Source organism: Paenibacillus sp. BSR1-1 (assembly GCF_030403775.1).
Taxonomy (GTDB): Bacteria; Bacillota; Bacilli; order Bacillales; family Cytobacillaceae; genus Neobacillus.
Genome location: NZ_JAQMWQ010000020.1, coordinates 29659 through 53669, shown reverse-complemented (window position 1 = coordinate 53669; position 24011 = coordinate 29659). Strand labels below are relative to the sequence as shown.

General features: G+C 38.3%; 27 protein-coding genes and 2 pseudogenes. 16 read left to right on the top strand and 13 right to left on the bottom strand.

Annotated elements, in window-relative coordinates:
* Positions 1–284 precede the first annotated feature (284 nt).
* Complete coding sequence (locus tag PH210_RS29800; RefSeq protein WP_354670009.1) at positions 285–800, bottom strand: CBO0543 family protein; 516 nt, start codon at positions 798–800, stop codon at positions 285–287.
* Between the two features lie 92 nt (positions 801–892).
* Positions 893–1681, bottom strand: a complete 789-nt coding sequence (locus PH210_RS22415; RefSeq protein ID WP_483312138.1) for a putative protein N(5)-glutamine methyltransferase — start codon at positions 1679–1681, stop codon at positions 893–895.
* 290 nt (positions 1682–1971) lie between these two features.
* On the opposite strand from PH210_RS22415, the gene PH210_RS22410 reads away from it, so the two are divergent.
* The gene (locus tag PH210_RS22410; protein ID WP_289988637.1) at positions 1972–2442 is read left to right on the top strand and encodes an ECF transporter S component; all 471 of its coding nucleotides are present in this window, start codon (positions 1972–1974) and stop codon (positions 2440–2442) included.
* Positions 2443–2492: 50 nt separating this feature from the next.
* Here the strand turns inward: PH210_RS22410 and PH210_RS22405 are convergent, their stop codons facing one another.
* A complete protein-coding gene (locus PH210_RS22405; protein WP_289988580.1) occupies positions 2493–2951 on the bottom strand; it encodes a hypothetical protein in 459 nt (152 codons plus the stop codon).
* Positions 2952–3097: 146 nt separating this feature from the next.
* Between PH210_RS22405 and PH210_RS22400 the strand changes: the two genes are divergently transcribed.
* Positions 3098–3259 (top strand): hypothetical protein, encoded by a 162-nt coding sequence (locus tag PH210_RS22400; protein ID WP_289988579.1) that lies wholly within the window; start codon positions 3098–3100, stop codon positions 3257–3259.
* A 42-nt stretch (positions 3260–3301) separates the two neighbouring features.
* On the opposite strand, the gene PH210_RS22395 is transcribed toward PH210_RS22400, so the two are convergent.
* From PH210_RS22395 to PH210_RS22385, 3 genes are all read right to left on the bottom strand, one after another.
* Positions 3302–4174, bottom strand: a complete 873-nt coding sequence (locus PH210_RS22395) for an AraC family transcriptional regulator (RefSeq protein WP_289988578.1) — start codon at positions 4172–4174, stop codon at positions 3302–3304.
* A gap of 156 nt (positions 4175–4330) precedes the next feature.
* Entirely contained in the window at positions 4331–4786 is a 456-nt protein-coding gene (locus PH210_RS22390; RefSeq protein WP_289988577.1) for an NUDIX hydrolase, read from the bottom strand.
* Between the two features lie 22 nt (positions 4787–4808).
* Entirely contained in the window at positions 4809–5804 is a 996-nt protein-coding gene (locus PH210_RS22385) for an aldo/keto reductase (RefSeq protein WP_289988576.1), read from the bottom strand.
* A 302-nt stretch (positions 5805–6106) separates the two neighbouring features.
* Here PH210_RS22385 and PH210_RS22380 point away from each other — a divergent pair, with 302 nt between their 5' ends.
* Both PH210_RS22380 and PH210_RS22375 read left to right on the top strand, forming a co-directional pair.
* Entirely contained in the window at positions 6107–7195 is a 1089-nt protein-coding gene (locus tag PH210_RS22380) for a GerAB/ArcD/ProY family transporter (RefSeq protein ID WP_289988575.1), read from the top strand.
* 81 nt (positions 7196–7276) lie between these two features.
* Positions 7277–7492, top strand: coding sequence for a spore germination protein (locus PH210_RS22375; protein ID WP_289988574.1), 216 nt, complete (start codon positions 7277–7279; stop codon positions 7490–7492).
* A 246-nt stretch (positions 7493–7738) separates the two neighbouring features.
* Here the strand turns inward: PH210_RS22375 and PH210_RS22370 are convergent, their stop codons facing one another.
* Positions 7739–9238, bottom strand: a complete 1500-nt coding sequence (locus tag PH210_RS22370) for a malate:quinone oxidoreductase (protein WP_289988636.1) — start codon at positions 9236–9238, stop codon at positions 7739–7741.
* A 331-nt stretch (positions 9239–9569) separates the two neighbouring features.
* Between PH210_RS22370 and PH210_RS22365 the strand changes: the two genes are divergently transcribed.
* The 8 genes from PH210_RS22365 to PH210_RS22330 all read left to right on the top strand — a co-directional run bounded on the left by PH210_RS22365 (position 9570) and on the right by PH210_RS22330 (position 15664).
* Entirely contained in the window at positions 9570–10664 is a 1095-nt protein-coding gene (locus tag PH210_RS22365) for a site-2 protease family protein (protein ID WP_289988573.1), read from the top strand.
* Between the two features lie 91 nt (positions 10665–10755).
* The gene (locus tag PH210_RS22360; protein WP_289988572.1) at positions 10756–11127 is read left to right on the top strand and encodes an iron chaperone; all 372 of its coding nucleotides are present in this window, start codon (positions 10756–10758) and stop codon (positions 11125–11127) included.
* Positions 11128–11145: 18 nt separating this feature from the next.
* Positions 11146–11739, top strand: coding sequence for a YdeI/OmpD-associated family protein (locus PH210_RS22355; protein ID WP_289988571.1), 594 nt, complete (start codon positions 11146–11148; stop codon positions 11737–11739).
* 112 nt (positions 11740–11851) lie between these two features.
* The gene (locus tag PH210_RS22350) at positions 11852–12859 is read left to right on the top strand and encodes a DUF3231 family protein (RefSeq protein WP_289988635.1); all 1008 of its coding nucleotides are present in this window, start codon (positions 11852–11854) and stop codon (positions 12857–12859) included.
* Positions 12860–13327: 468 nt separating this feature from the next.
* Positions 13328–13795 carry a DUF3291 domain-containing protein gene (locus PH210_RS22345; RefSeq protein WP_289988570.1) on the top strand — a complete coding sequence of 156 codons (468 nt, stop codon included), beginning with the start codon at positions 13328–13330 and terminating at the stop codon, positions 13793–13795.
* A gap of 118 nt (positions 13796–13913) precedes the next feature.
* Positions 13914–14234, top strand: a complete 321-nt coding sequence (locus PH210_RS22340) for a hypothetical protein (protein WP_289988569.1) — start codon at positions 13914–13916, stop codon at positions 14232–14234.
* 116 nt (positions 14235–14350) lie between these two features.
* Positions 14351–15067, top strand: a complete 717-nt coding sequence (locus PH210_RS22335; protein WP_289988568.1) for a HoxN/HupN/NixA family nickel/cobalt transporter — start codon at positions 14351–14353, stop codon at positions 15065–15067.
* Between the two features lie 222 nt (positions 15068–15289).
* The gene (locus PH210_RS22330) at positions 15290–15664 is read left to right on the top strand and encodes a VOC family protein (RefSeq protein WP_289988567.1); all 375 of its coding nucleotides are present in this window, start codon (positions 15290–15292) and stop codon (positions 15662–15664) included.
* Between the two features lie 384 nt (positions 15665–16048).
* Here the strand turns inward: PH210_RS22330 and PH210_RS29795 are convergent.
* Both PH210_RS29795 and PH210_RS22325 read right to left on the bottom strand, forming a co-directional pair.
* Positions 16049–16120: pseudogene (locus tag PH210_RS29795) on the bottom strand (riboflavin transporter FmnP); the annotation flags it as partial.
* 198 nt (positions 16121–16318) lie between these two features.
* A complete protein-coding gene (locus PH210_RS22325; RefSeq protein ID WP_289988566.1) occupies positions 16319–18121 on the bottom strand; it encodes a GMC family oxidoreductase in 1803 nt (600 codons plus the stop codon).
* Between the two features lie 237 nt (positions 18122–18358).
* On the opposite strand from PH210_RS22325, the pseudogene PH210_RS22320 reads away from it, so the two are divergent.
* Positions 18359–18577: pseudogene (locus tag PH210_RS22320) on the top strand (IS110 family transposase); the annotation flags it as partial.
* Positions 18578–18648: 71 nt separating this feature from the next.
* Here the strand turns inward: PH210_RS22320 and PH210_RS22315 are convergent.
* Both PH210_RS22315 and PH210_RS22310 read right to left on the bottom strand, forming a co-directional pair.
* A complete protein-coding gene (locus PH210_RS22315) occupies positions 18649–19737 on the bottom strand; it encodes a Vgb family protein (RefSeq protein ID WP_289988565.1) in 1089 nt (362 codons plus the stop codon).
* 238 nt (positions 19738–19975) lie between these two features.
* A complete protein-coding gene (locus tag PH210_RS22310; RefSeq protein WP_289988564.1) occupies positions 19976–20182 on the bottom strand; it encodes a zinc ribbon domain-containing protein in 207 nt (68 codons plus the stop codon).
* A 134-nt stretch (positions 20183–20316) separates the two neighbouring features.
* Between PH210_RS22310 and PH210_RS22305 the strand changes: the two genes are divergently transcribed.
* Positions 20317–20775 carry a nucleoside deaminase gene (locus PH210_RS22305; protein WP_289988563.1) on the top strand — a complete coding sequence of 153 codons (459 nt, stop codon included), beginning with the start codon at positions 20317–20319 and terminating at the stop codon, positions 20773–20775.
* 122 nt (positions 20776–20897) lie between these two features.
* On the opposite strand, the gene PH210_RS22300 is transcribed toward PH210_RS22305, so the two are convergent.
* Positions 20898–21287 carry a rhodanese-like domain-containing protein gene (locus PH210_RS22300; protein ID WP_289988562.1) on the bottom strand — a complete coding sequence of 130 codons (390 nt, stop codon included), beginning with the start codon at positions 21285–21287 and terminating at the stop codon, positions 20898–20900.
* A 220-nt stretch (positions 21288–21507) separates the two neighbouring features.
* Here PH210_RS22300 and PH210_RS22295 point away from each other — a divergent pair, with 220 nt between their 5' ends.
* Both PH210_RS22295 and PH210_RS22290 read left to right on the top strand, forming a co-directional pair.
* Complete coding sequence (locus PH210_RS22295) at positions 21508–22224, top strand: 3-ketoacyl-ACP reductase (protein WP_289988561.1); 717 nt, start codon at positions 21508–21510, stop codon at positions 22222–22224.
* 344 nt (positions 22225–22568) lie between these two features.
* Complete coding sequence (locus tag PH210_RS22290) at positions 22569–22724, top strand: hypothetical protein (protein WP_289988560.1); 156 nt, start codon at positions 22569–22571, stop codon at positions 22722–22724.
* Positions 22725–22785: 61 nt separating this feature from the next.
* Here PH210_RS22290 and PH210_RS22285 read toward each other — a convergent pair whose 3' ends face one another.
* Positions 22786–23985: a macrolide family glycosyltransferase gene (locus tag PH210_RS22285; RefSeq protein WP_289988559.1), complete on the bottom strand. Its 1200-nt coding sequence runs from the start codon at positions 23983–23985 to the stop codon at positions 22786–22788.
* Positions 23986–24011 lie beyond the last annotated feature (26 nt).

Sequence of the window (24011 nt, the reverse complement as noted above, 5' to 3'; positions counted from 1 at the left end):
TTCCGTATGTGCTATACTAAATAATCGTTTGATTACATTCGTTAATGACCGTGCTATTTAAGGTTTTATGGGACAAAACCCCTGCGAAAATTGTTTGAAGAATTATCCTAAAAATCAACATCAACCAAGTAAAAATGACAAATTTCTAATGTACTGTCAGAATTCAATTGGATTCCCTATTTTTCGTCATTAATCAAACGTTTAATTAATATGGCTTCGACCCTTATCATTACGGTTTTTTTCATCTAAAAACGGTGGAAGAATGTCGAAGTTTTGGCAATTGTTTAATGCTTAGGCAATGGAACATGAAAGTAAATGATAAAAAATGCCGTAAATAAAAACGAAACCACCCAAGCAGGAATAGGCTTTAGGTAATGAAATCTCAGCATTATCGCCCATAAGAAATTAAAGGCTACAGACCACCAAAAATTCCAACCGTTATGATACGAGACTTTTCCAGCAAGAAACATTATTGTTTCAATACCAGCAAGAATGGATCCCGAAATGAATAAATAGGTTATTACTTTCTTTGGAGACTTAGGTAAATAGGTCAAAAACAGAATGACGATACATGGAAAGTTAATGAAGTTTTGAATCAAAAATGAAAAGGTAGTGTTTAATAAGAAATCAGGTTCCAGTTTCCATAGAACATTTTTCTCGCCAACAAAGTAGCTATATAACAAATTAAGTAAAATCAGATATAAAATAGTGGGGTAATAATTTCTCCAGTTTTTTATATCTCCAAATTTCCAGCAGCAAAAAACAAGAGTTAAGCACAGAGCAACGCGCAATAGGAACACCCTTATTCAACATTTTTTGTTTTAATATCTGCTAAATTTATGAAAAGTATTAAACAAAATAGCTGCAGGATACTCGTATTTCTTCTTTAGCTCTAGAGTTTAGTTCCAATAACAATGGTAGCATCCAAGTCATCATTGCGAATCATCTGAGGGATTAGCCCGTTTTGTGTGGAGATTTCAATAGTTTTGGGTGCCTGCCTTTCGCTCGTCTCTATTAAAAGATGCCCCCCACGAGCGAGCCAGAGGGATGCTTCCTTCGCTACTTTCCGCTGAATATCAAGTCCGTCATTTCCTCCGTCAAGCGCTGCCATTGGTTCATAAAGACGCGCATCCTGGGGAAGCAGCTGGATTGCCTCGGTAGGTACGTAAGGGGCGTTTGCTACTAGGATGTCGACTTTCCCGCGTAGCTTAGCAGGCAGCGGCTCGTAAAGATCACCTTCAAAAACAAAGCCGCCAACAGTTGTGACATTGCGAAGGGCACAGCTTGCTGCGGTTGGGTCAATGTCGACTGCATACAGCTCAATTGATCCCAGGGCTTTTGCTATCGCAACACCTACCGCTCCAGAACCACAGCAAAGATCAACGACGATAGCACCAGGTACAGAAAGGGCTGTTGCCTTTTGGACAAGGAACTCGGTACGGCGGCGGGGTACGAAAACTCCTGGGTCAACTGCTATCCTGTTGCCGCAGAATTCCGCCCATCCAAGGACATGTTCAAGCGGGGTGCCTGTGATTCGAAGACTAACCATATCGAAGAGGGCATCCGATGTCTGCGCTTCAGAAATAAGAAGCCGCGCCTCTTCTTCCGCAAAAACACAACCAGCCGTCCGAAGTTTCTCGGTTATACTTTTTTTAATTTGGTCATCAATATCTGCATTCATTTGAGTCCCTATAATAACCACCCAATCTTTGTAAAGGTTATTATAGGGAGTTCGTTAAAAATTGGAAAAGTCCTTCTTAAGGACAAATCTCATTCATACAAAGGGGCTGTGATGGCAATGAGACATCAAGGATATATGATACTTTCATTTGTTTAACGCTTTTGGCAATAATAAAATTATGTATTTTTAAATGTCTGATAATATGATATTATTTTAACAAAAAAGAAGAGGTTAATTATATGAATACAACATTCACACCAACAGAATCATCAAAGACTAGAGCTATCGTCATCAATGCACTTTTCATCGCGTTAACCCTTGTCGCCACAATGTTCATCAACATACGGCTCCCAATAATGGGTAACGGAGGTCTCATCCATCTGGGTAACGTGCCTCTTTTTATCGCAGCCATGGTTTACGGCAAAAAAACAGGTGCCATCGCTGGTGCCTTCGGTATGGGCTTATTTGATGTTATCTCCGGTTGGGCCATCTGGTCACCGTTTACCTTTGTCATCGTTGGTACAATGGGCTTCGTAGTTGGACTCATTTCCGAAAAAGTACCTGGCAACAGAGTCGTTGTTCACACTCTAGCAGTTGCAACTGCACTGATCATTAAAGTGGTTGGCTACTATTTTGCCGAAGTAATCCTTTACGGTAACTGGGTACAGCCATTCGGCTCCGTCCCCGGCAACATTTTGCAGGTCGCAGTAGCAGGTATCATTGTAGTACCTCTAGTAGGACGCTTTAAGAAAAGAGCTTAACAAAGTAACAACATTTAAAGGACTGCCGATAATTTGGCAGTCCTTTTTGTTTAACCTTTTTCAATTTTACAGATCCATTTATAGTAACCCAGTAAAATAATTAGCAAAATAGGATCAAGGCTAGCTGAATATAACAAGTTCCACCAGCCGTAATAAAAAAATCCCCAAGGTTGAGGCAGTAGTGCCAATAATTCATACAGCAATAGGAAAATAACCCAAAAGATAATATACCGTGCCCTTTTAAACATCGCCCCATTAAAAGGATACCAGTTCAAAAATGTCACACACACAGGCGGAATGAGAATCGTATAAGCTAATATATTCGTCCAATCGATTCCTCTCCAAAAATACCAGTATCCATTTGTTTTTTCATCGATGAATATATCAAACAGAATTTCCAATATCATCGAAAACGCCCAGATATGAACAATTTGATTTTTGGTAAGCTGTTTTTTCATTTTATAGGCAACGCTATTAAAAAGGACAATTGAAAAAGAAAATACGATCATACTTACATTCCCCTATTAAAAATGCGCATAATATCCATTAGTCTCGCCTTTTAATAGGAAAATAATTCTTTTCCTGTGACGCTCATATACCGAGTGCCATTTTGTAAATAATAAGTTTGTTAAATCATAAGTTGAGGGGGACTTGTATGCAACAGAATCAACAAGCTAGTAATATGGGGTCTAATATGAAGCCAGCAACAGCATCTGCTGGAACTGATGCGCAAAAGATAAAACAAGAAATTCAAACAGATGTAAGCCAGGGACAAGGTGCCATGACTTCCCGAGAGGCAGGCGCAATGCGCGATTAAAAAAAACCACTCTGAGTGGTTTTTTATTTTTTCCCTGCGAAATCATTCTTTCAAAACTGGAATCCAAATTTCGCTTTTTACAGTTGGTAAAGTTAAATCGCTGTCTTTGATTGACAAAATTTCTGGTCCTTCTGTTTGTTGATAGTTTGAAGACGGAAACCATTCAGAATAAATACGTCCCCATATTTCCTGCAGTGCATTTGGAAAAGGACCTGTTGACTCGAATACAGCCCAAGTTAAGGCAGGAACTTTTAGTTTTGGAAGATTTTCTAGGCACTCTTTAGTTGTTGCCACACCAATATAATGATCCAGACCACCTTTTTCCTCCATACGGCCTTCTGAAAAGTTAGTAGACGCCTGAATGATTCCTTTTGGTTCAACATTAGATAATTCAATTAGTTTATTTATCTTTTCCGGATTCAATGTTTTCCACATAGCCCTGATTTCCGGGTTCTCGCCTTGGAAAACAATCGGTACCCTTTTCATGATACCCACTATGTTAAATGCCTCTTTGTCTTCAATTCGGTAGTTCATTTCATTTCCTCCCTTAACGGATAATTGGAAGGTCATTCGTGGATAGGCTTTTAATACCTGGCCATTATTTCTAGCTTCTGATGGTGTTACACCATGCAAACTTTGAAAAGCTCTGGTAAAGGAATCTGGTGAACTATATCCGTATTTAATAGCAACATCAATAATCCTTGAGTTACTTTTATTTAGTTCTAGTGCTGCAATCGTAAGACGTCTTCTTCGAATGTATTCGGATAGTGAAATCCCCGCAAGAAAAGAAAACATTCGTTTAAAATGGTATTCAGAACAGAAAGCCAATTTTGCCACTTCTTTAAAATCGATATCTTGAGTAAGGTTTTCTTCAATATACTGTAATGCCTCATTCATGTTCTTCAATAACTCCATCCTCTGACCTCCCTTCATCCAAAGAATAGCAGAAACTAAATGGATCCTTCCGACAATTGGTGCACAATTATGCAGGGTAAATAGCAGCCTTATAAAATAACAAAAATGTGTCTCCACTTCTTGTAGAAACGCCGTGGTTTGAACAAGGATTTTTATTTACCTAATTTGTTGATTAAAAATATTTATTGAATAGAAATTTTTATGAACTAAATTATTTACTATTTGTTTTATTACACTCGGATCACGTAGCTCTTTATTATCAAAGTCCGCGAGGTCATTCACCTTTACCCATTTATTGTCTATAATTTCATCTTCTTCAATTATTAATGAACCACCTGTGACTTTACCCGTAAAATGAAACAGAATTACTTGACTCTCTGCACTACTAATAAAGTTATAGATACCAGTAGAACTAGTAAGTTCCACGTCTAATCCTGTTTCCTCTTTTACTTCCCTTTTAGCTGCATATAAAACGTCTTCACCAGATTCAATTCTTCCACTTGGAAAATTCCACTTATTCAATGCACTTGGTTTATTTTCTTTAATTATTAATACTTCTTCATCTTTGAATATTGAAACACTAACTACTAAAACAATCCCATCTTGAGCCATACTTTCTCCTTAGCATTACTATTTAAAAGAACCATTTTTCCCGTGGTACCGGGAAGTATTCACCAGCGACAAGTTCTGAGGGTACGGCTTCTTCAATCCGTAAAAGATCGTCTGGACTTAAATTTAGTTCAAGTGCACCGACTGAATCCTGAAGTTGTGTTCTCTTTCTTGCCCCAACCAACGGGATAACATCTTCACCCCGAGATAGAACCCATGCGATGGCAAGTTGCGCAACCGTTACTTGCCTTTCTTTAGCAATGGTACGCAGTGCTTCGACAAGGGCTAAATTCTTTTGGAGATTTTCGCTAGCAAACCGCGGACCATTACTGCGTTTATCATCCAAATCTAGCGCCCGATCTTTTGACCATGTACCGCTCAACAACCCTCTTGAGAGTACACCGTAGGCCGAAAGTGAAATGCCTAATTCCCGTAAAGCGGGCAAAATATTGGATTCGATGCTCCGATTAAATAGTGAGTACTCCATTTGCAGCCAACTTATCGTATGTACAGCGTGTGCGCGGCGAATTGTATCCACTCCTACTTCTGAAAGACCAATGTACCGAACATATCCCTTCTTTACCATATCGGCCATTGCACCAACCGTTTCTTCTATTGGTACGTTTGGATCGATGCAAGCTGTGCCAGGTTGATAAAGATCGATGTATTCAACACCTAGGCGCAGCAGGGAATCCTCAAGGAAATTCTTTATTGTATGAGGGTGATTATTACTCTCTTGATGACTCTTGCCCTGAGAGTGTAGTTTACCATCGAATTTTACTGAAATGAACGCATTTTCCCGTTGGATTCCTTGGAATGCTTTACGTAGAAGTAATTCATTGTGTCCATCGCCATAGAAATCCCCTGTATCAAAAAGTGTAATGCCTCGCTCAAGTGCCGTATGAATTGTTGCAATGCTTTCGCTTCGATCAGCATTACCATATAGCCATGACATCCCCATACAGCCTAAACCAACCTCAGAAACCAGAGGACCGTTCTGACCAAGTGTTCGTTTTTTCATTGAACATTTCCCCCTTCGTAGTCGTCTCCTCATTGTTGTAGAAAAGCCACAATTTTAAAGGCTTACTTTTCTCCGAAATAAAGGAGATGTGTTGCGATTTTAATTTTATTCCTATTCCAAATAAATAATAAAATTCCTTCTTGTACTGCTCCGCAACAAGAAAAAAGCCGTTTGTTAGACAACATGATTGATAATTCTTCCATACAAGGAAAATATAAATGAAGAAGCTATAGGGACACACCCCCTATTCGTCGTACATGAAGGACAAAAAACATAAACGAATAGGAACCGGAGGAAGTGCTATGGAACATCCTGTACCTGAAAAAGTAAAAGTATCGCCCTTTTTAGCTTTTTTTATCATTCACCAAATGCAGTTTGGCGTAGGAGTTCTTGGTTTTCAGCGCATAATTGCTCGATTTGCAGGATATGATGGATGGATTGCCGTTCTTATAGGCGGTTTAAGTGTCCATGTCATAGTTTGGATCATGTACAAGATTGTTGAAATGGCTAATGGAGATATCATTACAGCCAATACTCTCGTATTTGGAAGGAAAATTGGCAAACTGCTGTCGCTCCCATTCGTTCTTTATTTTATCCTGATCATGATCACCACACTTAGATCATTTATTGAGGTTATTCAAGTATGGGTATTTCAGGATATGGATACGTTTTGGTATGCCCTGGCTTTTTGTGCTTTAGCCATTTACATTGTATTTGGAGGGTTCAGGACTGTGACAGGGGTGGCATTCTTCGGAACGATTCTCCCTTTCTATTTAATCTTCACTTTTTTGTTTACCCTGCCTTATGGCGATTTTAAAAACTTACTTCCCATCTTTGATCACTCGATAATAGAATTGGTCAAGGCATCATATCAAATGTCCATTACATACCTTGGCTATGAGATTCTATTGTTTGTTTATCCATATATCAAAGAACCGCAAAAATCAAAGAAATGGGTGCATTATGGTGTGGCTTTGACCACTTTAATATATCTTTATCTTTCTGTAATCACGTTTGCTTATTTTTCAGAAGGACAGCTGAAAAGGTTCATCTGGCCCACTTTGACGATGTGGAAAATAGTCGAACTGCCTTTTGTGGAGAGATTTGATCTCATTGGCATTGCCAATTGGAATCTAGTGATTCTCCCAAGTGTTTGCCTTAGCCTATGGTGTGCCAGCCGGACTTTAAAAAGGGTGACGAATCTAAAGCAAAAGTATGGGGTTCTTCTGATTACAATCGCCGTATTAATCGCCATTAATTTTTTTAAGACACGGCAGCAAATTCATATCCTCCTCGATATTACGGGGAAAATTTCCTTTTTCATAAATTACGGGTACATACCTTTATTATTCTTTCTGTTACTGATTGTGAAGAAGTTGAAAAAAGGTTAGTAACATACTAACCTTTTGCTGGGCATGTGGACAATCACAAGCCTTATTTTAAAATAATATGGAATAAGGATGGTGATAGAAATGGCAGGCTCAATCAATATTGGCCAATTTAAGGTTCGAACGCTGATTAATAATGCCAACATTAATTTCGGTGCAACTTATCAAAACAGCCATACCGCCAATAGCACAATCATCGGCGGCAATTTTAATTTTGGCGATGGCTGCGTAAACTCGTTCACTAATATCAATTCTGGAAAAATAAAAGTTTCAAATGTAACCAGTGGCGAGGATTCCTAAATTGGCTCGCTTTTACTTTGAAGGACATTTTACCCTATCTTCACCCGCAAACTGTCTTTCATCCATACCATGAAGGACATTCTCCTCTTACCGAACCCCAAAAATGTCCTTCAACACGATAAGCGATATGGTTTTTTACAAATTTACCTAACCCTTTACTTAAAATAAAGCAACCACACCCTCGCTAACCACAAATAAAAAAAGAACCTCTAATCCAAAATAAGATTAAAGGTTCTTTATCTCGACTTAACTTAAGACCAATTCTTTTTCACGCAGTCCTAGCGCTTCTTCTGTGAAAGTATGAACTTCCTCCAGCAGCCCTGGGTTTTTCATTAGTGACACGCCATAGGAAGGTATCATTTCTTTGATTTTCCCTTCCCACTCTGTAATCTGTTCTGGGAAGCATTTTTTGATTACCTGAAGCATAACGTGAACGGCGGTGGAAGCACCTGGAGATGCTCCTAGTAATGCAGCGACTGAGCCATCAGCAGCAGTGATTACTTCTGTACCAAATTGAAGCGTTCCTTTGCCAGCTTCGGTATCTTTGATAACCTGCACACGCTGTCCTGCTACGACTAAATCCCAATCCTCTGCTTTCGCGTTCGGGATAAACTCTCGCAGCTCTTCCATGCGCTGTTCTTTCGATAACATCACTTGCTCGATCAGGTATTTAGTCAATCCCATGTTTTTGGCACCGGCAGCCAGCATTGTGACGAGATTATCCGGTTTTACGGAAGTTACCAGGTCCATCATAGAGCCCGTTTTTAAGAACTTTGGCGAGAAGCCGGCAAATGGTCCAAATAGCAACGATTTTTTATTGTCGATAAACCTGGTGTCAAGATGCGGTACAGACATTGGCGGTGCGCCAACCTTGGCCTTGCCGTATACCTTTGCATTGTGCTGCTCGACAACTTCTGGTTTGTTACACACCATAAATAGTCCGCTTACTGGGAATCCGCCAATATGCTTTGACTCCGGAATACCGGTTTTTTGCAATAAATGAAGACTTCCGCCCCCGCCGCCAATAAAGACGAACTTGGCAGTATGACGTTCGATGTTTCCTGTAGCCATATTCCAAACTTTCAATTCCCATAAACCATCTTCAGTGCGTTTAATATCATCAACTTGATGATTGTATTTGATTTCGACATTCTGCTTCGTTAAGTGGTCGAACAACATGCGTGTTAAAGCACCAAAGTTAACATCTGTTCCTGAGTCGATTTTGGTTGCTGCAATTGGTTCATTCAATGTACGGCCTTCCATGATAAGCGGAATCCATTCGATTAGTTTGTCATGGTCATCGGAAAATTCCATCCCTTTAAATAAAGGATTGTTTGTCATTGCTTCAAACCGTTTCTTTAAAAAAGAAACATTTTCTTCCCCATGCACTAAACTCATGTGAGGCAATTGTCTGATAAAGTCCTCTGGATTTTTGATCAGCCCGCTGTTAACAAGATAAGACCAAAACTGCATGGAAACCTGAAACTGTTCATTAATATTAATAGCTTTACTAATATCTACAGAACCATCTGGTTTTTCGACGGTGTAGTTAAGCTCGCAAAGTGCCGCATGCCCCGTTCCCGCATTATTCCATTCATTAGAGCTTTCTTCTCCAGCGTTGGCGAGCTTTTCAAACATAGTAATTTCCATTTCCGGTGCTAATTCTTTCAAGAGTGTCCCTAAAGTTGCACTCATGATTCCGGCGCCGATTAAAATGACGTCTGTTTTCGTTTCTTTTATGCTCATCATTTTTACCAACCTTTTCTCCTGAAATTTGCAGAAAGATGCAGAGGCACACCAAACTAAGGCGCGACCTACTAACACACCTTTACTGTCTCAAATACTACTATATCTATTGTATTAAGGTTATTTATTTTCTATTATACGATAATTATAGTTTATTTAATCACTTGTTTAAAGTGAGAAGTACTTCCACAAAGATTAAAAACCTTCCATTTCCCCCAAAAATCCCTTCATATTTGGATTATCGATGCAAAAATTTTTCTAAAGCCCCTTGCCAATATTTTCTTGTATAATAGATATAAGCGTCATTTTCTTCACAAAAGGGGATGTTTATGTGAAAAACAAGAAAACCACTTTGGGAGTATTAGGTACAATCGGAGCGATCTTATTAGGCAAATTAAAATATATATTAGTAGTTTTTAAATTTCTTAAACTGCAAACGCTTTTGAGCATGTTTATTACGCTCGGAGCCTATGCCATAATTTTTGGCTGGAAGTTCGCAGTAGCTTTAGTCTATTTGTTGTTTGTTCATGAAATGGGACACGCTTATGCGGCTAAAAGGATTAAACTGCCTGTCAGCCCGGCTGTATTTATTCCTTTTATGGGGGCCGTTATTGGAATGAAAGAAATGCCAAAAGATGCAAAAGATGAGGGATATGTCGCCTACATGGGCCCTTTATTTGGATTGTTATCATTTTTGCCCGCCATTCCTTTGTATTTATACACACATGAACCCTTCTGGGGCCTGCTCATTATTTTGGGCGCGATGATCAATTTATTTAATTTAATCCCCATCACGCCATTAGATGGCGGAAGAATTGCCGCAGGGATTAGTACTAAGCTGTGGGGATTAGGGATTATCTTATTATTGGTCTATTCCGTCATGAATATTAGTTTCCTCGGATTCTTTATCGCCGTCCTAGGCTCAATGGAATGGTACAAATTATATAAAAAACAAAAACGTTTAAAGGACGACCAAATGGAAGTCCAAGAACTCGAACACTTACTAGAAAAAATAAAGATGGAATCCCATGATTTGGATGCAGTCCAAGAAATGGCCGGCAAGGCAAAATGGAAAATCACGAACCGCGATATTATTGAAACATTAACTAAACTGAGTTCGGAAATTGGAAAAATGAAAAAAGAGCTCTATCTTCAGCACTTGTCCGGTACTTTTTCTATAAGTGATGAAGATAGCAGCAACAATCAGCAAGTGATTGAAGAGATTCTCAAGCAATTGGAAGGAAAGGTAGCAGCGTATAAAAAAGAAGTACGGACAACGGAAACCTATTACAAAACGGATATAAAAACGAAAGCGCAGTTATTTTTCATCTATATCGGTTTAGTGGTTGCACTGGCTGTTAGTTATTATTATGGAAATGACATCCTTATGAATCATCCGGAAATACAACGAGAGTTGAATAGATAATATAACTAAAATAGTTTAGATTAAAGATAAGAGGATATAGTGTTTACTGTATCCTCTTTTTTATTCCAACAACATTTTAGGAGGGAACAAGATGGAAGTTTTTGCAGAATTTTTAGCGCGTATTGATAACCCGCAGCATCGGGAGCGAACGGAAGAAATTTTAGGATGGGTATCAAAAAAATACCCGCATTTAGTGCCAGAAATTAAGTGGAATCAGCCTATGTTTACCGATCACGGGACCTATATTATTGGCTTTAGCGTTGCCAAACAGCATTTGGCTGTTGCCCCGGAAGAGGCAGGAATCACACGTTTTTCTGAAGAAATTGTCCAGGCTGGCTATGGTCACACCAAGGGGCTGGTACGTCTCCCATGGAGCAGTCCGGTTGATTTCTCCTTACTTGAGAGAATGATTGAGTTTAATATTTTGGATAAGGCAGACTGTTCCACTTTTTGGCGGAAGTAATGTTGAGGGGTGTCCTGGATGACCAATAGTAAATTGAATCCGAAGGTTGATGAATTTTTAAGTAAAGCAAAGAAGTGGAAAGAAGAGTATGAAAAGCTGCGGGCTATCGTTCTTGACTGTGAGCTGACCGAAGAATTTAAGTGGATGCATCCTTGTTACACGTTTAAAGATAAAAACATCGTTCTAATACATGGATTTAAAGAATATTGTGCGCTTCTGTTTCACAAAGGTGCTTTGTTAAAGGATACCCATGGGATTCTAATCCAACAAACGGAGAATGTTCAGGCGGCGCGCCAGATTCGGTTCACCAACCTTCAAGAAATCATGAATATGGAAACAATCTTGAAAGATTATATTTATGAAGCCGTTGAAGTGGAAAAATCCGGTTTGGAAGTGGATTTCAAGAAGACGACTGAATACATAATTCCTGAAGAACTTCAAAATAAATTCGATGACATCCCTGCCTTGAAAACGGCCTTCGAAAAGTTGACGCCGGGACGCCAAAGGGCCTACCTTCTTCACTTTTCACAGCCTAAACAATCCAAAACACGAGTTTCAAGGGTTGAAAAATATGTTCAGCAAATTCTCGATGGAAAAGGTTTAAATGATTAGATTTTAGCATTCTGAACTAAAAATCCCTTCGTTTATTTCGTATACATCCTAAACAATGTCATAAAATAATCTCAGGATAACAATGGGAAAATTGGAGGTATTTCTTTTGGGAATGTTTAGTAAGTCAAAGAAAAACCCCTTAACTGCTGCAGAAGTATCTGCTCTTTGGCTTCAGTATTCGGGCGATAGTATGGCGATATGTGTTTACAAATATTTTCTTAAAATTGTTGAAAACAAAGATATTAAACCTATTTTAGAATACGGATTGCAGTTAGCGGAAAACCATATCACTGAAATTACTAAATTCTTGAAAAGTGACAATTTCCAAGTCCCAATGGGATTTACTGAGGATGATGTAAATCTTGATGCTCCACGGTTATTTTCTGATCAATTTTTACTCTTTTACTCTTACATAATGACGATACATGGGATAACTGCTTATAGCCTTGCGATAACAAACTCCGAGAGGCCTGATGTCCAAAATTACTTTTTTGAATGTGCGGCAACGGCTAAGGACTTTTTTCAAAAAATAGTCGATTATGCTAAAACACAGCCAAAGTTTTCTAGGGTTCCTTCTATTCCTTCACCCTTTGGGAAGGAGTTTGTGAGCTCAACAGGGATCATTTCAAATTTAATTGGAAACAAAAGACCGCTCAATAGTTCAGAAGTCAGCAACCTTTTTTTTAATTCCAAGAAAACTGGATTTATTAGGTCGTTAAGTTTGGCCTTTAGTCAGGTGGCGAAGACGGAAGATGTTCGTGATTTTATGGTGAAGAACGTTAAATTAGCAGGCAAAGATGCTGAAAGTTTTAGCAATATATTAAAACAAGATCATTTGCCAACACCTGAGAATTGGGATGCTGAGATCATGGAATCTACGGTCAGTCCGTTTTCAGACAAATTGCTTATGTTTCACGCCGCCTTTTTAGTAAATGCTGCCCTTTCCTATTATGGTGCAGGAATTGGTTCCAGCTTGAGATCGGATATCATATTAAATTACACGAAAGTATTTACACATGCGATAGAGGCTGGTGCCCTTTGTTTCAATATTATGGTGAAACATGGATGGTTAGAAAAACAGCCCGAAGTCATAGACCGAGAATCGCTGGCACAAGGCTAATTAAAGTAAAAAGCATTTCTTTGTAATGAGGAATGCTTTTTATTTTTGCCCAAAAAATCCCTTTTTACTTTGCTTTATATCAAGCTTTCAAGCTTTTACGCTATATTGAGCATCTGTAGAATGAGGGATTTTATTTGTAGAATACCCTTCTAAATTTGTAGAAAACTCCCCAAAAATTGTAGAATACCACCTCAAATTTGTAGAATACCCTCCTGTATTTGTAGAAAACTCCCTTAAAATTGTAGAATACCACCTTAAATTTGTAGAATAACCCTCTCCCTTTATAGAACCTATCCCTCATTTGTAGAATGAGGGATAACTTTTGTAGAATACCCTTCTAAATTTGTAGAAAGCTCCCCAAAAATTGTAGAATACCACCTCAAATTTGTAGAATATACCTCTAAAAATGGAATTAGTCCAGTCCCTCTCGAATATATGTAGGTAAAAAGTGGAAACGAGGAGATCATTATGACTTTTGTTGCGATCTATACTGTTGGCAGGCTAAAGCATCCTTATGAACATCCAGCTTCTCGTGAATTTTTTGAAGTGGGATACAAAATCGTTCAACAGGCCGCTATTTCAGGGCAGCTTATACAGGAGTTTTCACCAGAAGGAGTACCATTCCCTGAGGAAACGATCAAGGGGGAAGGTGCCCCCATTCTTACACTGACTGTATGGAAAAGCCTGCAAACTTTATATTCCTTTACCTATTCAGGGCGACATAAGAACGCTATACGAGACAGGAACAAGTGGATTGAACCGCAACAGGAAAAACCACCTACATATGTGGTGTGGTGGACGGAAAAGGTGAAGGATGTATCTTGGGAGGAGGCTTTCAAAAGATACAACTATTATATTCAGCATGGACCAACGCCTTATGCGTTTGATTATAAGCAGGCATTTGATGAAGCAGGAAAGACGTTCTTGTTTAAATAGACACCGCTTTTCCTCCCTGCCCCATTCATAGAATTAGAGGATATGTGTTAAAATTCTATAAATTAGAGTGGTCAAAATCGCCACTCTCTTAATTTTAAAAAAAGATGGTGAATCTGGTATGAGAATAAATTTATCAGAAAAACAAATCGCGGAAATCCAACGAATTGTTCAAAAAGAACTTTTGATAAAAGGAATCGTACCAACAGAGGAATATCTATTTATCCACTGTTTTTCAAAAACACAGAAAGAAACAGTCTATTATCAGCTGTTAAAGGAAAATGATCAGTTGATCATCCGCTGCTATGCACGTGTGTTTAACAACTTAGGTCTGAGCGTAATTATTAGAAGCACAGCCAAAAATATATTTGCATATCTGGTAAACCAAACTGGATTACATAACACCCTCTATATAGAAAACGGGATAGAATTTAATTTTTAAAATTTCTTTCCTCTCATTAAATAAATATTGTTAATAAACAAACTACCAATCTACTTCTATGATACTATTAAGAAAGCAGGTTATTTATCAATATATAACTTTTAGGAGGAAAATTAGTGGAGGTAGGTTTTCTATCCATTCTAGCATTAGGATTTGTGCTTGGTATCAAGCATGCAATAGAACCAGACCATGTAATCGCTGTGTCTACGATTGCTAGTCAAAGTAAAAAATTACTTCGCTCGTCTTTAGCAGGAGTATTCTGGGGAATAGGTCATACTGCTACATTATTTATTATTGGCATCATTCTTATCTTTATGAAGGGTGAAATACCTGAAAAATGGGCTATGTCATTAGAGTTTTTAGTAGGTATCATGCTTGTTTATCTTGGCACATCAACGATCCTTTCCTTTAAAAATATCCACTTACATCAGCATGATCACGATGGAGAAAACCATAAACATGTCCATACTCATGAACATCGTGGTACACATGAGCATAAACACCAACATAAACATGTTTCCTATTTAAAATCCTTGGTGATTGGCTTAGTACATGGTCTTGCTGGTAGCGGAGCGATGGTTCTATTAACGATGAGTACCGTTAAAAGTGTTTGGGAAGCAGCTATTTATATCCTTATATTTGGTGCAGGAACCATTATTGGAATGCTTTTCTTTACCACCATCATTGGGATTCCATTCGTTTTCAGTGCCAAAAAAGTAACGCTGAATAAAACACTTACCAGAATAACCGGTGTGATTAGCATTGGGTTTGGAATATTTTATATGTACAACTTAGGGGTAACTGAAGGACTATTTAAACTTTGGATACATTAGTTTTTATTGTTAGAGAGATGGATTTTCCATCTCTCTTCTTTCATTTTACAGATTTTACTTTATTTCACATTTATATTAACTGTATTCCATCTTGTAATTTATAATGTTACTAAAGGAACGATTTCACTTTTGCGATGATTCCATATGAAAAAAATAGAAAGTAATAATTAATAAGATAGTCTTTTCTCATTATGAGAAAATTAACAAAAGGAGAGGGATTATATGAACACGAGCGTCATTCAAAAGATCAATCAAATCGGGGTGCCTGTTAAAGACATAAACAGGGCAGTGACATTTTATAAGGCACTTGGACTGCCACTACTTTTTTCAACAGAAACCATGGCATTTTTTGATTGTAATGGAACAAGAATTCTTCTAAGTTTGCCTGAAAAAGAAGATTATTCACATTCAAGCTCTGTCCTATACTTTCAAGTTGAGAATATTAAGGATACCTATGAAAAATTTACGAGGGATGGAGTATCCTTTATTGACGAACCACATATTGTAGCCAAAATGGGGAGAATTAAAACTTGGATGACTTTCTTTAAAGATACAGAAGGGAATACGCATGCGTTTATAAGTGAAGTGGAAAATTAATGCTTAACAATAAAAACAAGGATCCCTCAAATAATAGGATTCCTTGTTTTTTTTCAAGGTTAGTCCCATCCCCCGTTTTATATCAATATAAGTAATTTTATAATCTAGGCATCCATCCAATCATAGTTGGGTGAACACTCATAAATTACTGTAACTTTGAATGAAAGGATGATATTAATGGTTTATTACATAATTTTGCACCACTATCATCCATGGCATAAACCAATTATGGTTCCATTTATTCCTCCACCACCGGTACCACCAGCTGCTGTTACCTATCGGAATTTGTTGAACGATTATTGTTTAAAATACCCTTATTAGACTAGCATGCTGTAAAAGCAGATTCATTTCACACTTATAATTATACTCTTTTAGGCTATTATTCGGGCCAAAAATCAATGCCGCAAGCAAGGCGGGAATAACACTAAAATCAACTAACAAAAAATTAGGAAATGGCCTCTCTAAAATAGAAAGCCCTCAAGTTAGACACTTGAGGGAGATTGAAAATACATGCTTAATAAACGTTCAATATTCCACTTTTTGAACATTTGCAGAACCTCCATCTTCTCCCGTCCAGACTATACTGTCGGTTTTGGGTTCTAAAAGACCGCCCCTAACAAAATTAGAAACGGTCTTTCCTAGTATTTTTAAATGCTAGTTGCTGCTCTCGTCACTACTTTCCTCATAATGGTGATGTTGGTGATGGTCGCTGCTTTCATCAGAATCTACCATATCCTCAAAATCATCATCATCAAACACGATAGAGTTCCGATCACTTTGAATGAATCTTGCAGCATTTAAACCAATCACTTCTGCCCCCAAAACTGTATTCCCATCAGGTAAAATTGGAGCAATGGAAAGGTCAGCTACTTTAAGATTTTTTGTTCCAAAAACATTTAGGAATCCATCTACAACTCCATCAGCAATCGTTCTTCCCATTTTGCAATGTCCACCGAAATGGTCAAAGTTTAATAAGGAAGCCCTGACGTAGGAGGCTAAGGTTGCTCGTTTTGTAGCCTCATCTGTCATTGTGAATATATTTTCCTCAGGATAAACAACCTCAAAAATGCCTGTCGGATCAAGTTCACGAGCCCTGACGACCATATTATACGTCTCAATATATTTATCAACCATGTAATTTACGTCATCATCGAAAGCCAACGGATTTAAGTCAAGTGTTGGATACGCTTCTGGATCACTGTGTGAAATCACTATTGATCCCTTACTTCTAGGATTTAGATCTGCAATTCCAAAACTCATTACGTTAGTTGGATTTTGTGGGTTAAACTGCCAACCATTGATAAGCACATCCTGAACCGGTACAAAAGTTGGCACCGGAACACCAATTATTTGCAGACGGCGTCCTCCAATAGGATTATCCTGCCTCTTAAATGCGCCGAGAGCCGTAGGTTCATCGGGATCCGCAGACAATATCGGGAGAAGTCTGTTAGTTTTCACTCTAACACCCAACCCAACAGCAAATTGACTTAGGAAGTTATGACCAACATTTGGATTGTCAACCAAGGTTTGTATACCTGCTCTAGTTAAATCTGCAGGCTTTCCAATTCCAGATCGTTGAAGGATAACAGATGAAAACATCCCTGCTGAAACAATGACCCCCTTTCTTGCATACATAACTTCCGAAACCCCATTTCGAACAAATTCAACCCCAACAGCAGTATTGACCCCATTTTTTCGTTTAAATAGTATTTTATTAACTGTGGTTTTAGATAAAATTAATAATTTTCTACCATTCACTCCAAACTCGTCAGGTTGAGACTCATTCCCTTGGGTGACAACATGCTCATTTAAATAACCTGTTGCGACTGATGAGCGGACGAAGGTACCATCTACCGGTTTTTGGGTATATTGCCCTTTTAAAAAGGTACAATCCATTATTCCTGTATTATAATCTTCCACAATTGGGACATTAAAGACTTCGGAAGTTGCTTGAGCAAGGGTATTGATCAATCCACCGTTTGGAGTAATTTGTTGTCTAATAAAAATAGGTCCTTCAAAGCCCCGCGTTTCCGGGCTTTGTGTTGCTCCAGTATAGGTTTCATTCTTTTTAAATAAAGGAAGAAGACTATTGTAACTCCATTGATTTCCAACCATTTGTGCCCATGCATCATATAACTCTCTGCTTCCTCGTACTGCAAACATAAAATTATGTTCTGAACTTCCACCGATGGCTCGTCCATTTGATGTGATCATCTGACGGCCAATTTGTTGCTCAAAATTCGTCGTAATATTAAAAGAATGTCTATTATCGGTGGAATTCAACATTGCAGTTAGAATACTGGGACTGCTTAGTTCTTGAGTCATATTGGTTCCTGCTTCAAGAACTAGAACACTAGTATGATGGTTATCCGTTAATTTTTTTGCAATAATTCCTCCTGCTGTTCCTGCTCCAATAATGATATAATCAAAAATCTTTTTATCATGTTTTTTATTCAAATCTATTATCTCCTTTCATGCTACTAGATTATGAAGGCATGTCCGAAAAGAAATGATTACATGGCACATTTTAAAAAAAAATGTGCCTTTATATTATGTTTTTTATCTATTACACTATCCTGCCTCTATCATATTATTAGGTCACCCAGAAAATATTTCTGGGTGACCTTAGGGGTACTGGCAAATTACTAGTTTACTAGTTTAGGAGGAAGATTTAGAAATGAATCAGTCTTTGGTCTGGATGTTTCAAAAGGGGAAAGTCAAGTTCAGGCATTTTAAGATAAAGGCAAACCATATCGTAAGAGTTTTAAAGTTTCTCATACTATTGAAGGTCTTGATTTACTTGTAGAGTTTCTGGAAGTCATAATGAGAGAAACAGGTAAGAAACCACCTATCGTCCTAGAAGCAACAGGACATTATCATTTCTCTGTTGTTCATTACTTGGAGGAGTTTAATAAGGTTTATCTATCCAAAATAAATTGACCGTTCCCTTTTAACAAAGAAACGGTCAATCTGACTTTAAAAAATTAGTCGCTACTCTCGTTATGACTTTCTTTATGATGTGGATGATGATGATGATGGTCGCTGCTTTCTTCCTGGTCATGCCCGTAAGCTAGTGTTGCAGGATTCGTATTTCCAAATGTCAGATACCACGGCACCCCTAATGGTCCTCCCTTTTTAAAAGGAGGCACAATTTCCATGAACTTCTTGGAATCGACATTGTAGCGTCGTACAGAACCGGTAAATTCTCCCGTTGGGACACTCGTTCCATCTGGTTTGTCGTCGGAAGGGCCCGTAATGGGGACATACAACTTTCCGTTCGGCCCGAACAAGAGTGCCTGTGCGAAGGCAGGTGATTGTCCTGGTGCATAGAGGTCAATCTTGTTGATAAACTTGCCCGTATCGCCATCAAAGATCAAGATTTTGTCAGTATCATTCGGATCATCAAGGTCTCTAAAGCTGGTGACGTAAAGGTTTCCGTCGGGACCAAAGACTAAGCCTTCTGGACGGTGGAGGTTGTTGATCTCGTCGCTCTTAATGAACACATCAAGGAATTTCTTTTTCTTAGGGTTGAAGCGCAGCACCCAGCCTTTAAGCCCATTCGGGAATTCTGATAGGTCAACGACGGATACATATAGCAGGCCGTCTGGACCGAAAACCACACCCCGTGGATTGAAGGGCTCCTTGAAGCCAGAATGATCGAGGTTCCCCAAAAACTCACCAGTTTTACCATTATACGTCCGCACTTCCCCCTGCCCAGTGACAGGGTCAGAAAAAATATCCGCAACATAAAGGATATTGTTCTTCGAGAGAACAATGCCACGCGGCGCGAACGGAGCTCCTGGTGCGTTAGAACGGACGAGTTGCCCTAAGAAGGCCCCAGTTTGTCCTTCGTACTTCAACACGTTCCCGTTATCGGTTTGTTCGACGTTTTGGTTGGTAACTAGAAGATTATCATTATGATCGAAGATAACCCCTCGTGGACCATGCAATTCGTCATCGTTGCTACCTGATACAACAAATCTCCCAAGGAACCTTCCCGTTTCCGCGTCAAAAGTCTTCACGGTGTTGTCGAATCCGTCACCAATGTAGAGATAGTCATTTCCTAATTTCATTCTAGATAAAAAACTCCCTTATATTAAAATTTAATTAGATTAAAAGATTTTTTTAATCTAGTTTTAATTTATTCATTAAAGAGCTTTTTGTATGGGATAAACTTGCTGATAAGAAAACCTAATTTTTGATTAATGAAGTAGATTAAATGTCCACTCATATGCAAATATATACGCCAAATAAGAAAAAGGCATAACCGCTGTATCAGTAATGCCCCATTTGTAATCTGCATTTATTTTTTTATGAACCGAAGAATAAATCTAGTATATTTGATGCCGTAGAAGACTTCTTGTTATAGAACTCGGAATAACCACAGTTATTACAATAAACAACAATAAACGTATTATGTTGAATATCAAACATTTTAGATAATCCTGTTCCCGTCATTGCAACTTCCTTTTTTCCGGCATCTTTACTTCCACATTTTATACAACCTTTTTCAGCCATAAATTTTCCCCTCTCCAACAAATTGACGTATTTATACATTAATACGCAGGGGGCTCATTAAAATTCATCAGCGGTACTCATTTTCAAACTTCTTAAATTTCCGTTATAATTGCATCGAACTGGAGGTGCTTTCTATGACAAAAGATGAACAATTTATTGAAATAGCTATTAAAATGGCTTTAAAGGCTAGAGAAGAAGGAAATGAACCATTCGGTGCTATCCTAGTAAAAGATAACGAAATTGTCATGTATGGTGAAAATAAGATAAATAGTTTTTGTGATCCAACACATCATGCGGAAATCGGACTTATACGTACTTTTTGCTCTGAAAACAACATTTTTGATCTAAACGAATATACTTTGTATACTAGCTGCGAACCATGTGTAATGTGTACTGGAGCAATGGTATGGTCTAATTTAGGGAAAATAGTCTACAGTGTATCACATGATCAACTAGCTGAAATTGCAGGCAGTAATATAATGATTTCATGTAAAGAAGTTATCGAAAAAAGTCCAAATAAACCAGTCGTGGTAGAACAAGTTTTAAATGTCGAAGGGTTAAAAGTATTTGAAGGATACACTTTTTCCCATTAACCTTTATATGGATATTTTAGTTTTCAATTTAAATCAATCTCGACCATACAAAAAGGCGAGCAATACCATGCTCGCCTTTTCTCTTTTTTTCCTTAAAATCATAGAATTCTTTTTTTAAAAACCTACTCAACTTCAAATCCTGCTTCCTTCCAAGCAGTTGTTCCCCCTTCAATAAAAGCAACATCCTCAAACCCCATCTGTTTTAAGATATAGGCACCTAACGCAGCCTGTCCGCCCGCTCCACAGGTTATTATAACAGGACGTTTTCTATCCGCTAATCTCTCATCACGCAGATGCTCTGGTACCAGCAAGTCCGCTCTTATTGGGAGCATTCCTAGTGAAATATTAGCACTGCTTGGGATAAGTCCGCATGCACCTGCATCCGCTGCATCCTGAACATCAATAACCAATGTGTTAGGATTCGTCTTTATTTTTTCTCTTGCCTCTTGAGATGAAATCCCTTGGACGTTATTTCGTGCTTCTGTCACCATATCTCTAAAAGTCTTTGCCATAATCCTTAGCTCCTTTGTTAAAACTATGAATTTTTATAAACAAATCTATCCTGGTAGCACTCCAGCTTTATGCTTCCATTAAGATTCATTTCCTATACTCTGCTACAGGTTTACCAATCTTGAATAAAAAATGATTCTAAGAAAAAGGTAAAGACTGCAAGGGTTTTAAAAATCTTTGCAGTCTTTGGATTACCCCAAATTTTTTATAAGGAATGGTACAATGATCTCATTAAAAGGAAAAACGGCTTTAATTACCGGAGGAGGCAGAGGAATTGGACGCGCTGCTGCTATTGCTTTAGCCAAAGAAGGAGTTAATCTAGGATTAATTGGATTAACCATGTCCAATCTTGAAAAGGTAACCGCCGAGCTAGTGCAATATGATGTTAAAGTTTCAGCTGCAACAGCAGATGTAACCGATTTTGATGCAGTCCGCCATGCTGTTGAGCATATCAAATCGGATCTTGATTCAATTGATATTCTCATCAACAATGCAGGCATCGCAAAATTCGGAGGCTTTCTTGAATTAAGCCCTGAGGAATGGGAAAACATTATCCGGGTAAACCTGATGGGTGTGTACAATGTAACGAGAGCTGTTTTACCTGACATGATTGAAAGAAAATCAGGGGATATAATCAATATATCATCAAGTGCCGGCCAAAAAGGTGCCCCTGTGACAAGTGCTTACAGTGCGTCAAAATTTGCCGTTTTAGGACTTACGGAATCGCTTATGCTTGAGGTAAGGAAGCATAATATCCGTGTCACGGCATTAACACCAAGTACAGTTGTAACTGATTTGGCTAAAGAAACGAATCTTATCAGCGGAAATCCTGAAAATGTTATGCATCCGGAAGACCTGGCAGAGCTTCCCGTAGCAGGGCTGAAACTGAATCCGAGAGTGTTTGTAAAAACGGCAGGATTATGGTCAACTAACCCCTAATAAATATCCAATTTTGCAAAATAGTTGAATAAGAAACCGTATGATTCCATCGTTTGGATTTTAAAGTAGGAAAATATTTGTTCCTACTTTTTTTAATGCTTTGAAACAAATGGTTGTCCAAAAGAAAGCTGCATTTTTAATCTAGATATCTAAAAAAAGGACGCCTTCTGATTCTCCAACTCTCTTCTTCTAGTATCCTGAGACTTTAGTTGAATAAACAAAAAAACCAAATATTTACTTCCCTGTAATGATTGTAGTAAAAACTTAAAACAACGATTACAAGCCTTAGAGCATATAGATGAAAAAAATAGAAAATTAACTTTTAATTGAAGGAGGTTTTTAGGATGGGTGTTTTAGCGAAAATCATCTGTAAATTAAAAGGTCATGATTATGAAAAAACAAATCAGAGACCCGATGGATGGGGATATATCGCAACTTGGTATATATGTAACCGATGTGGTGATGAAACAGTAGTCACTAAGAGAGAGAATGAAGTTTAATCTAGTCATACCATTAGACAAAGGACAGTTCGTTAGTTTAAACTGTCCTTCTGTCCTTTTATTAAAATTCCTTTCTTCTAAATTCAAAAATCTCCTCAACAGCCTGTTGATACCCACCCGCTTTTCGAATGGATTCCCTTATAGTTATAACAGCTTTTTGGAAGAATGGATCGTTTAATACATGTTCTGTGGCTTCATGCAGTTGGTTTGCCGTCAAACCTTGCATTTGTAATTGAATACCTGCCCCGATATTGGCGACCTGCCTGGCAATAATCGGCTGATCCGCGCTTTGCGGGATGACAATTAGCGGAACCCCGTAGTAGAGACCCTCATTCGTACTATTCATTCCACCATGGGTGATAAATAATTTAGTGAACTTCAGTACTTCCGTTTGAGGAACATAATTTTTTACAATGAAGTTATTAGGAATCTCCCCCAAATCAGCGAGATGTGTTTTTTCCCCAATCGACATGACCACGGTATGATCACTGTTCGCAAATGCTTCAAAACAAAGCTTATAAAAATCAATTGCTTGGTTAAAAACAGTGCCCAGTGAAATGTAAATTAGGCTTTTTCCTTTGATTGCTGCTAGGTCAACGTTTTCCTGAGTGAATCGTGTCGAGATGGATGGACCTATAAATTTGTAAGTTTGGTCGAATGCTTCTCCAAAAGGTTGAAACTCCCGAGTTGTATAAACGATGGTAAGTGGTGCAGGATTACAAAAAACTTCGTAAGGAGAATGAATCTCGACTCCATATTTTTCTGCACAGCTTGCTGTCAGGCTTTGATATTCATCGTTTATTACTTTAAGCCGTTCAGCAGGAATGTTTTTTGAAAGCTGTTCTAACATTTGATCAAAGGATTCCTTTGTCTGTGCAAAGGAAGTACAAGAATTAATGGCCGGGAGCTTAAGGATTTGGGCAAGCAGCCGTCCACAACCAAACATGGAATCGTGGATAATGTAATCAAAATGTTCTCCTTCAATCTGTTCAAGCACGCTGGGAATGACAATATCTGCCGTATGTAAAAGACCATTAATTCTTTCAAGTAAATAATTTCTTCCACCTGAGATAAAAGCTTTTATAAATTTTTGCCCGTCTAATGTTCTTACAGTAGCCCCCGTCTTCTCCATTCGCTCTCGAAAAGCTTCTATCGTAAAGTACACGACCTCTTCACCGCGTGAAATAAGCTCTTGCACAACCCCAATCGTTGGATTGATATGTCCTTCCGATCCGGCATTAATAAATAAAACACGCGCCATTTTTACCACTCCTTAGGTAATTCATC

Excerpts from the sequence above, each read along its gene's own strand:
- PH210_RS22415 (WP_483312138.1), bottom strand. The coding sequence starts at position 1,681 with ATGAATGCAGATATTGATGACCAAATTAAAAAAAGTATAACCGAGAAA.
- PH210_RS22405 (WP_289988580.1), bottom strand. The coding sequence starts at position 2,951 with ATGATCGTATTTTCTTTTTCAATTGTCCTTTTTAATAGCGTTGCCTAT.
- PH210_RS22400 (WP_289988579.1), top strand. The coding sequence starts at position 3,098 with ATGCAACAGAATCAACAAGCTAGTAATATGGGGTCTAATATGAAGCCA.
- PH210_RS22395 (WP_289988578.1), bottom strand. The coding sequence starts at position 4,174 with ATGGAGTTATTGAAGAACATGAATGAGGCATTACAGTATATTGAAGAA.
- PH210_RS22390 (WP_289988577.1), bottom strand. The coding sequence starts at position 4,786 with ATGGCTCAAGATGGGATTGTTTTAGTAGTTAGTGTTTCAATATTCAAA.
- PH210_RS22385 (WP_289988576.1), bottom strand. The coding sequence starts at position 5,804 with ATGAAAAAACGAACACTTGGTCAGAACGGTCCTCTGGTTTCTGAGGTT.
- PH210_RS22380 (WP_289988575.1), top strand. The coding sequence starts at position 6,107 with ATGGAACATCCTGTACCTGAAAAAGTAAAAGTATCGCCCTTTTTAGCT.
- PH210_RS22375 (WP_289988574.1), top strand. The coding sequence starts at position 7,277 with ATGGCAGGCTCAATCAATATTGGCCAATTTAAGGTTCGAACGCTGATT.
- PH210_RS22370 (WP_289988636.1), bottom strand. The coding sequence starts at position 9,238 with ATGAGCATAAAAGAAACGAAAACAGACGTCATTTTAATCGGCGCCGGA.
- PH210_RS22360 (WP_289988572.1), top strand. The coding sequence starts at position 10,756 with ATGGAAGTTTTTGCAGAATTTTTAGCGCGTATTGATAACCCGCAGCAT.
- PH210_RS22355 (WP_289988571.1), top strand. The coding sequence starts at position 11,146 with ATGACCAATAGTAAATTGAATCCGAAGGTTGATGAATTTTTAAGTAAA.
- PH210_RS22350 (WP_289988635.1), top strand. The coding sequence starts at position 11,852 with ATGTTTAGTAAGTCAAAGAAAAACCCCTTAACTGCTGCAGAAGTATCT.
- PH210_RS22345 (WP_289988570.1), top strand. The coding sequence starts at position 13,328 with ATGACTTTTGTTGCGATCTATACTGTTGGCAGGCTAAAGCATCCTTAT.
- PH210_RS22340 (WP_289988569.1), top strand. The coding sequence starts at position 13,914 with ATGAGAATAAATTTATCAGAAAAACAAATCGCGGAAATCCAACGAATT.
- PH210_RS22330 (WP_289988567.1), top strand. The coding sequence starts at position 15,290 with ATGAACACGAGCGTCATTCAAAAGATCAATCAAATCGGGGTGCCTGTT.
- PH210_RS22315 (WP_289988565.1), bottom strand. The coding sequence starts at position 19,737 with ATGAAATTAGGAAATGACTATCTCTACATTGGTGACGGATTCGACAAC.
- PH210_RS22310 (WP_289988564.1), bottom strand. The coding sequence starts at position 20,182 with ATGGCTGAAAAAGGTTGTATAAAATGTGGAAGTAAAGATGCCGGAAAA.
- PH210_RS22305 (WP_289988563.1), top strand. The coding sequence starts at position 20,317 with ATGACAAAAGATGAACAATTTATTGAAATAGCTATTAAAATGGCTTTA.
- PH210_RS22300 (WP_289988562.1), bottom strand. The coding sequence starts at position 21,287 with ATGGCAAAGACTTTTAGAGATATGGTGACAGAAGCACGAAATAACGTC.
- PH210_RS22295 (WP_289988561.1), top strand. The coding sequence starts at position 21,508 with ATGATCTCATTAAAAGGAAAAACGGCTTTAATTACCGGAGGAGGCAGA.
- PH210_RS22290 (WP_289988560.1), top strand. The coding sequence starts at position 22,569 with ATGGGTGTTTTAGCGAAAATCATCTGTAAATTAAAAGGTCATGATTAT.
- PH210_RS22285 (WP_289988559.1), bottom strand. The coding sequence starts at position 23,985 with ATGGCGCGTGTTTTATTTATTAATGCCGGATCGGAAGGACATATCAAT.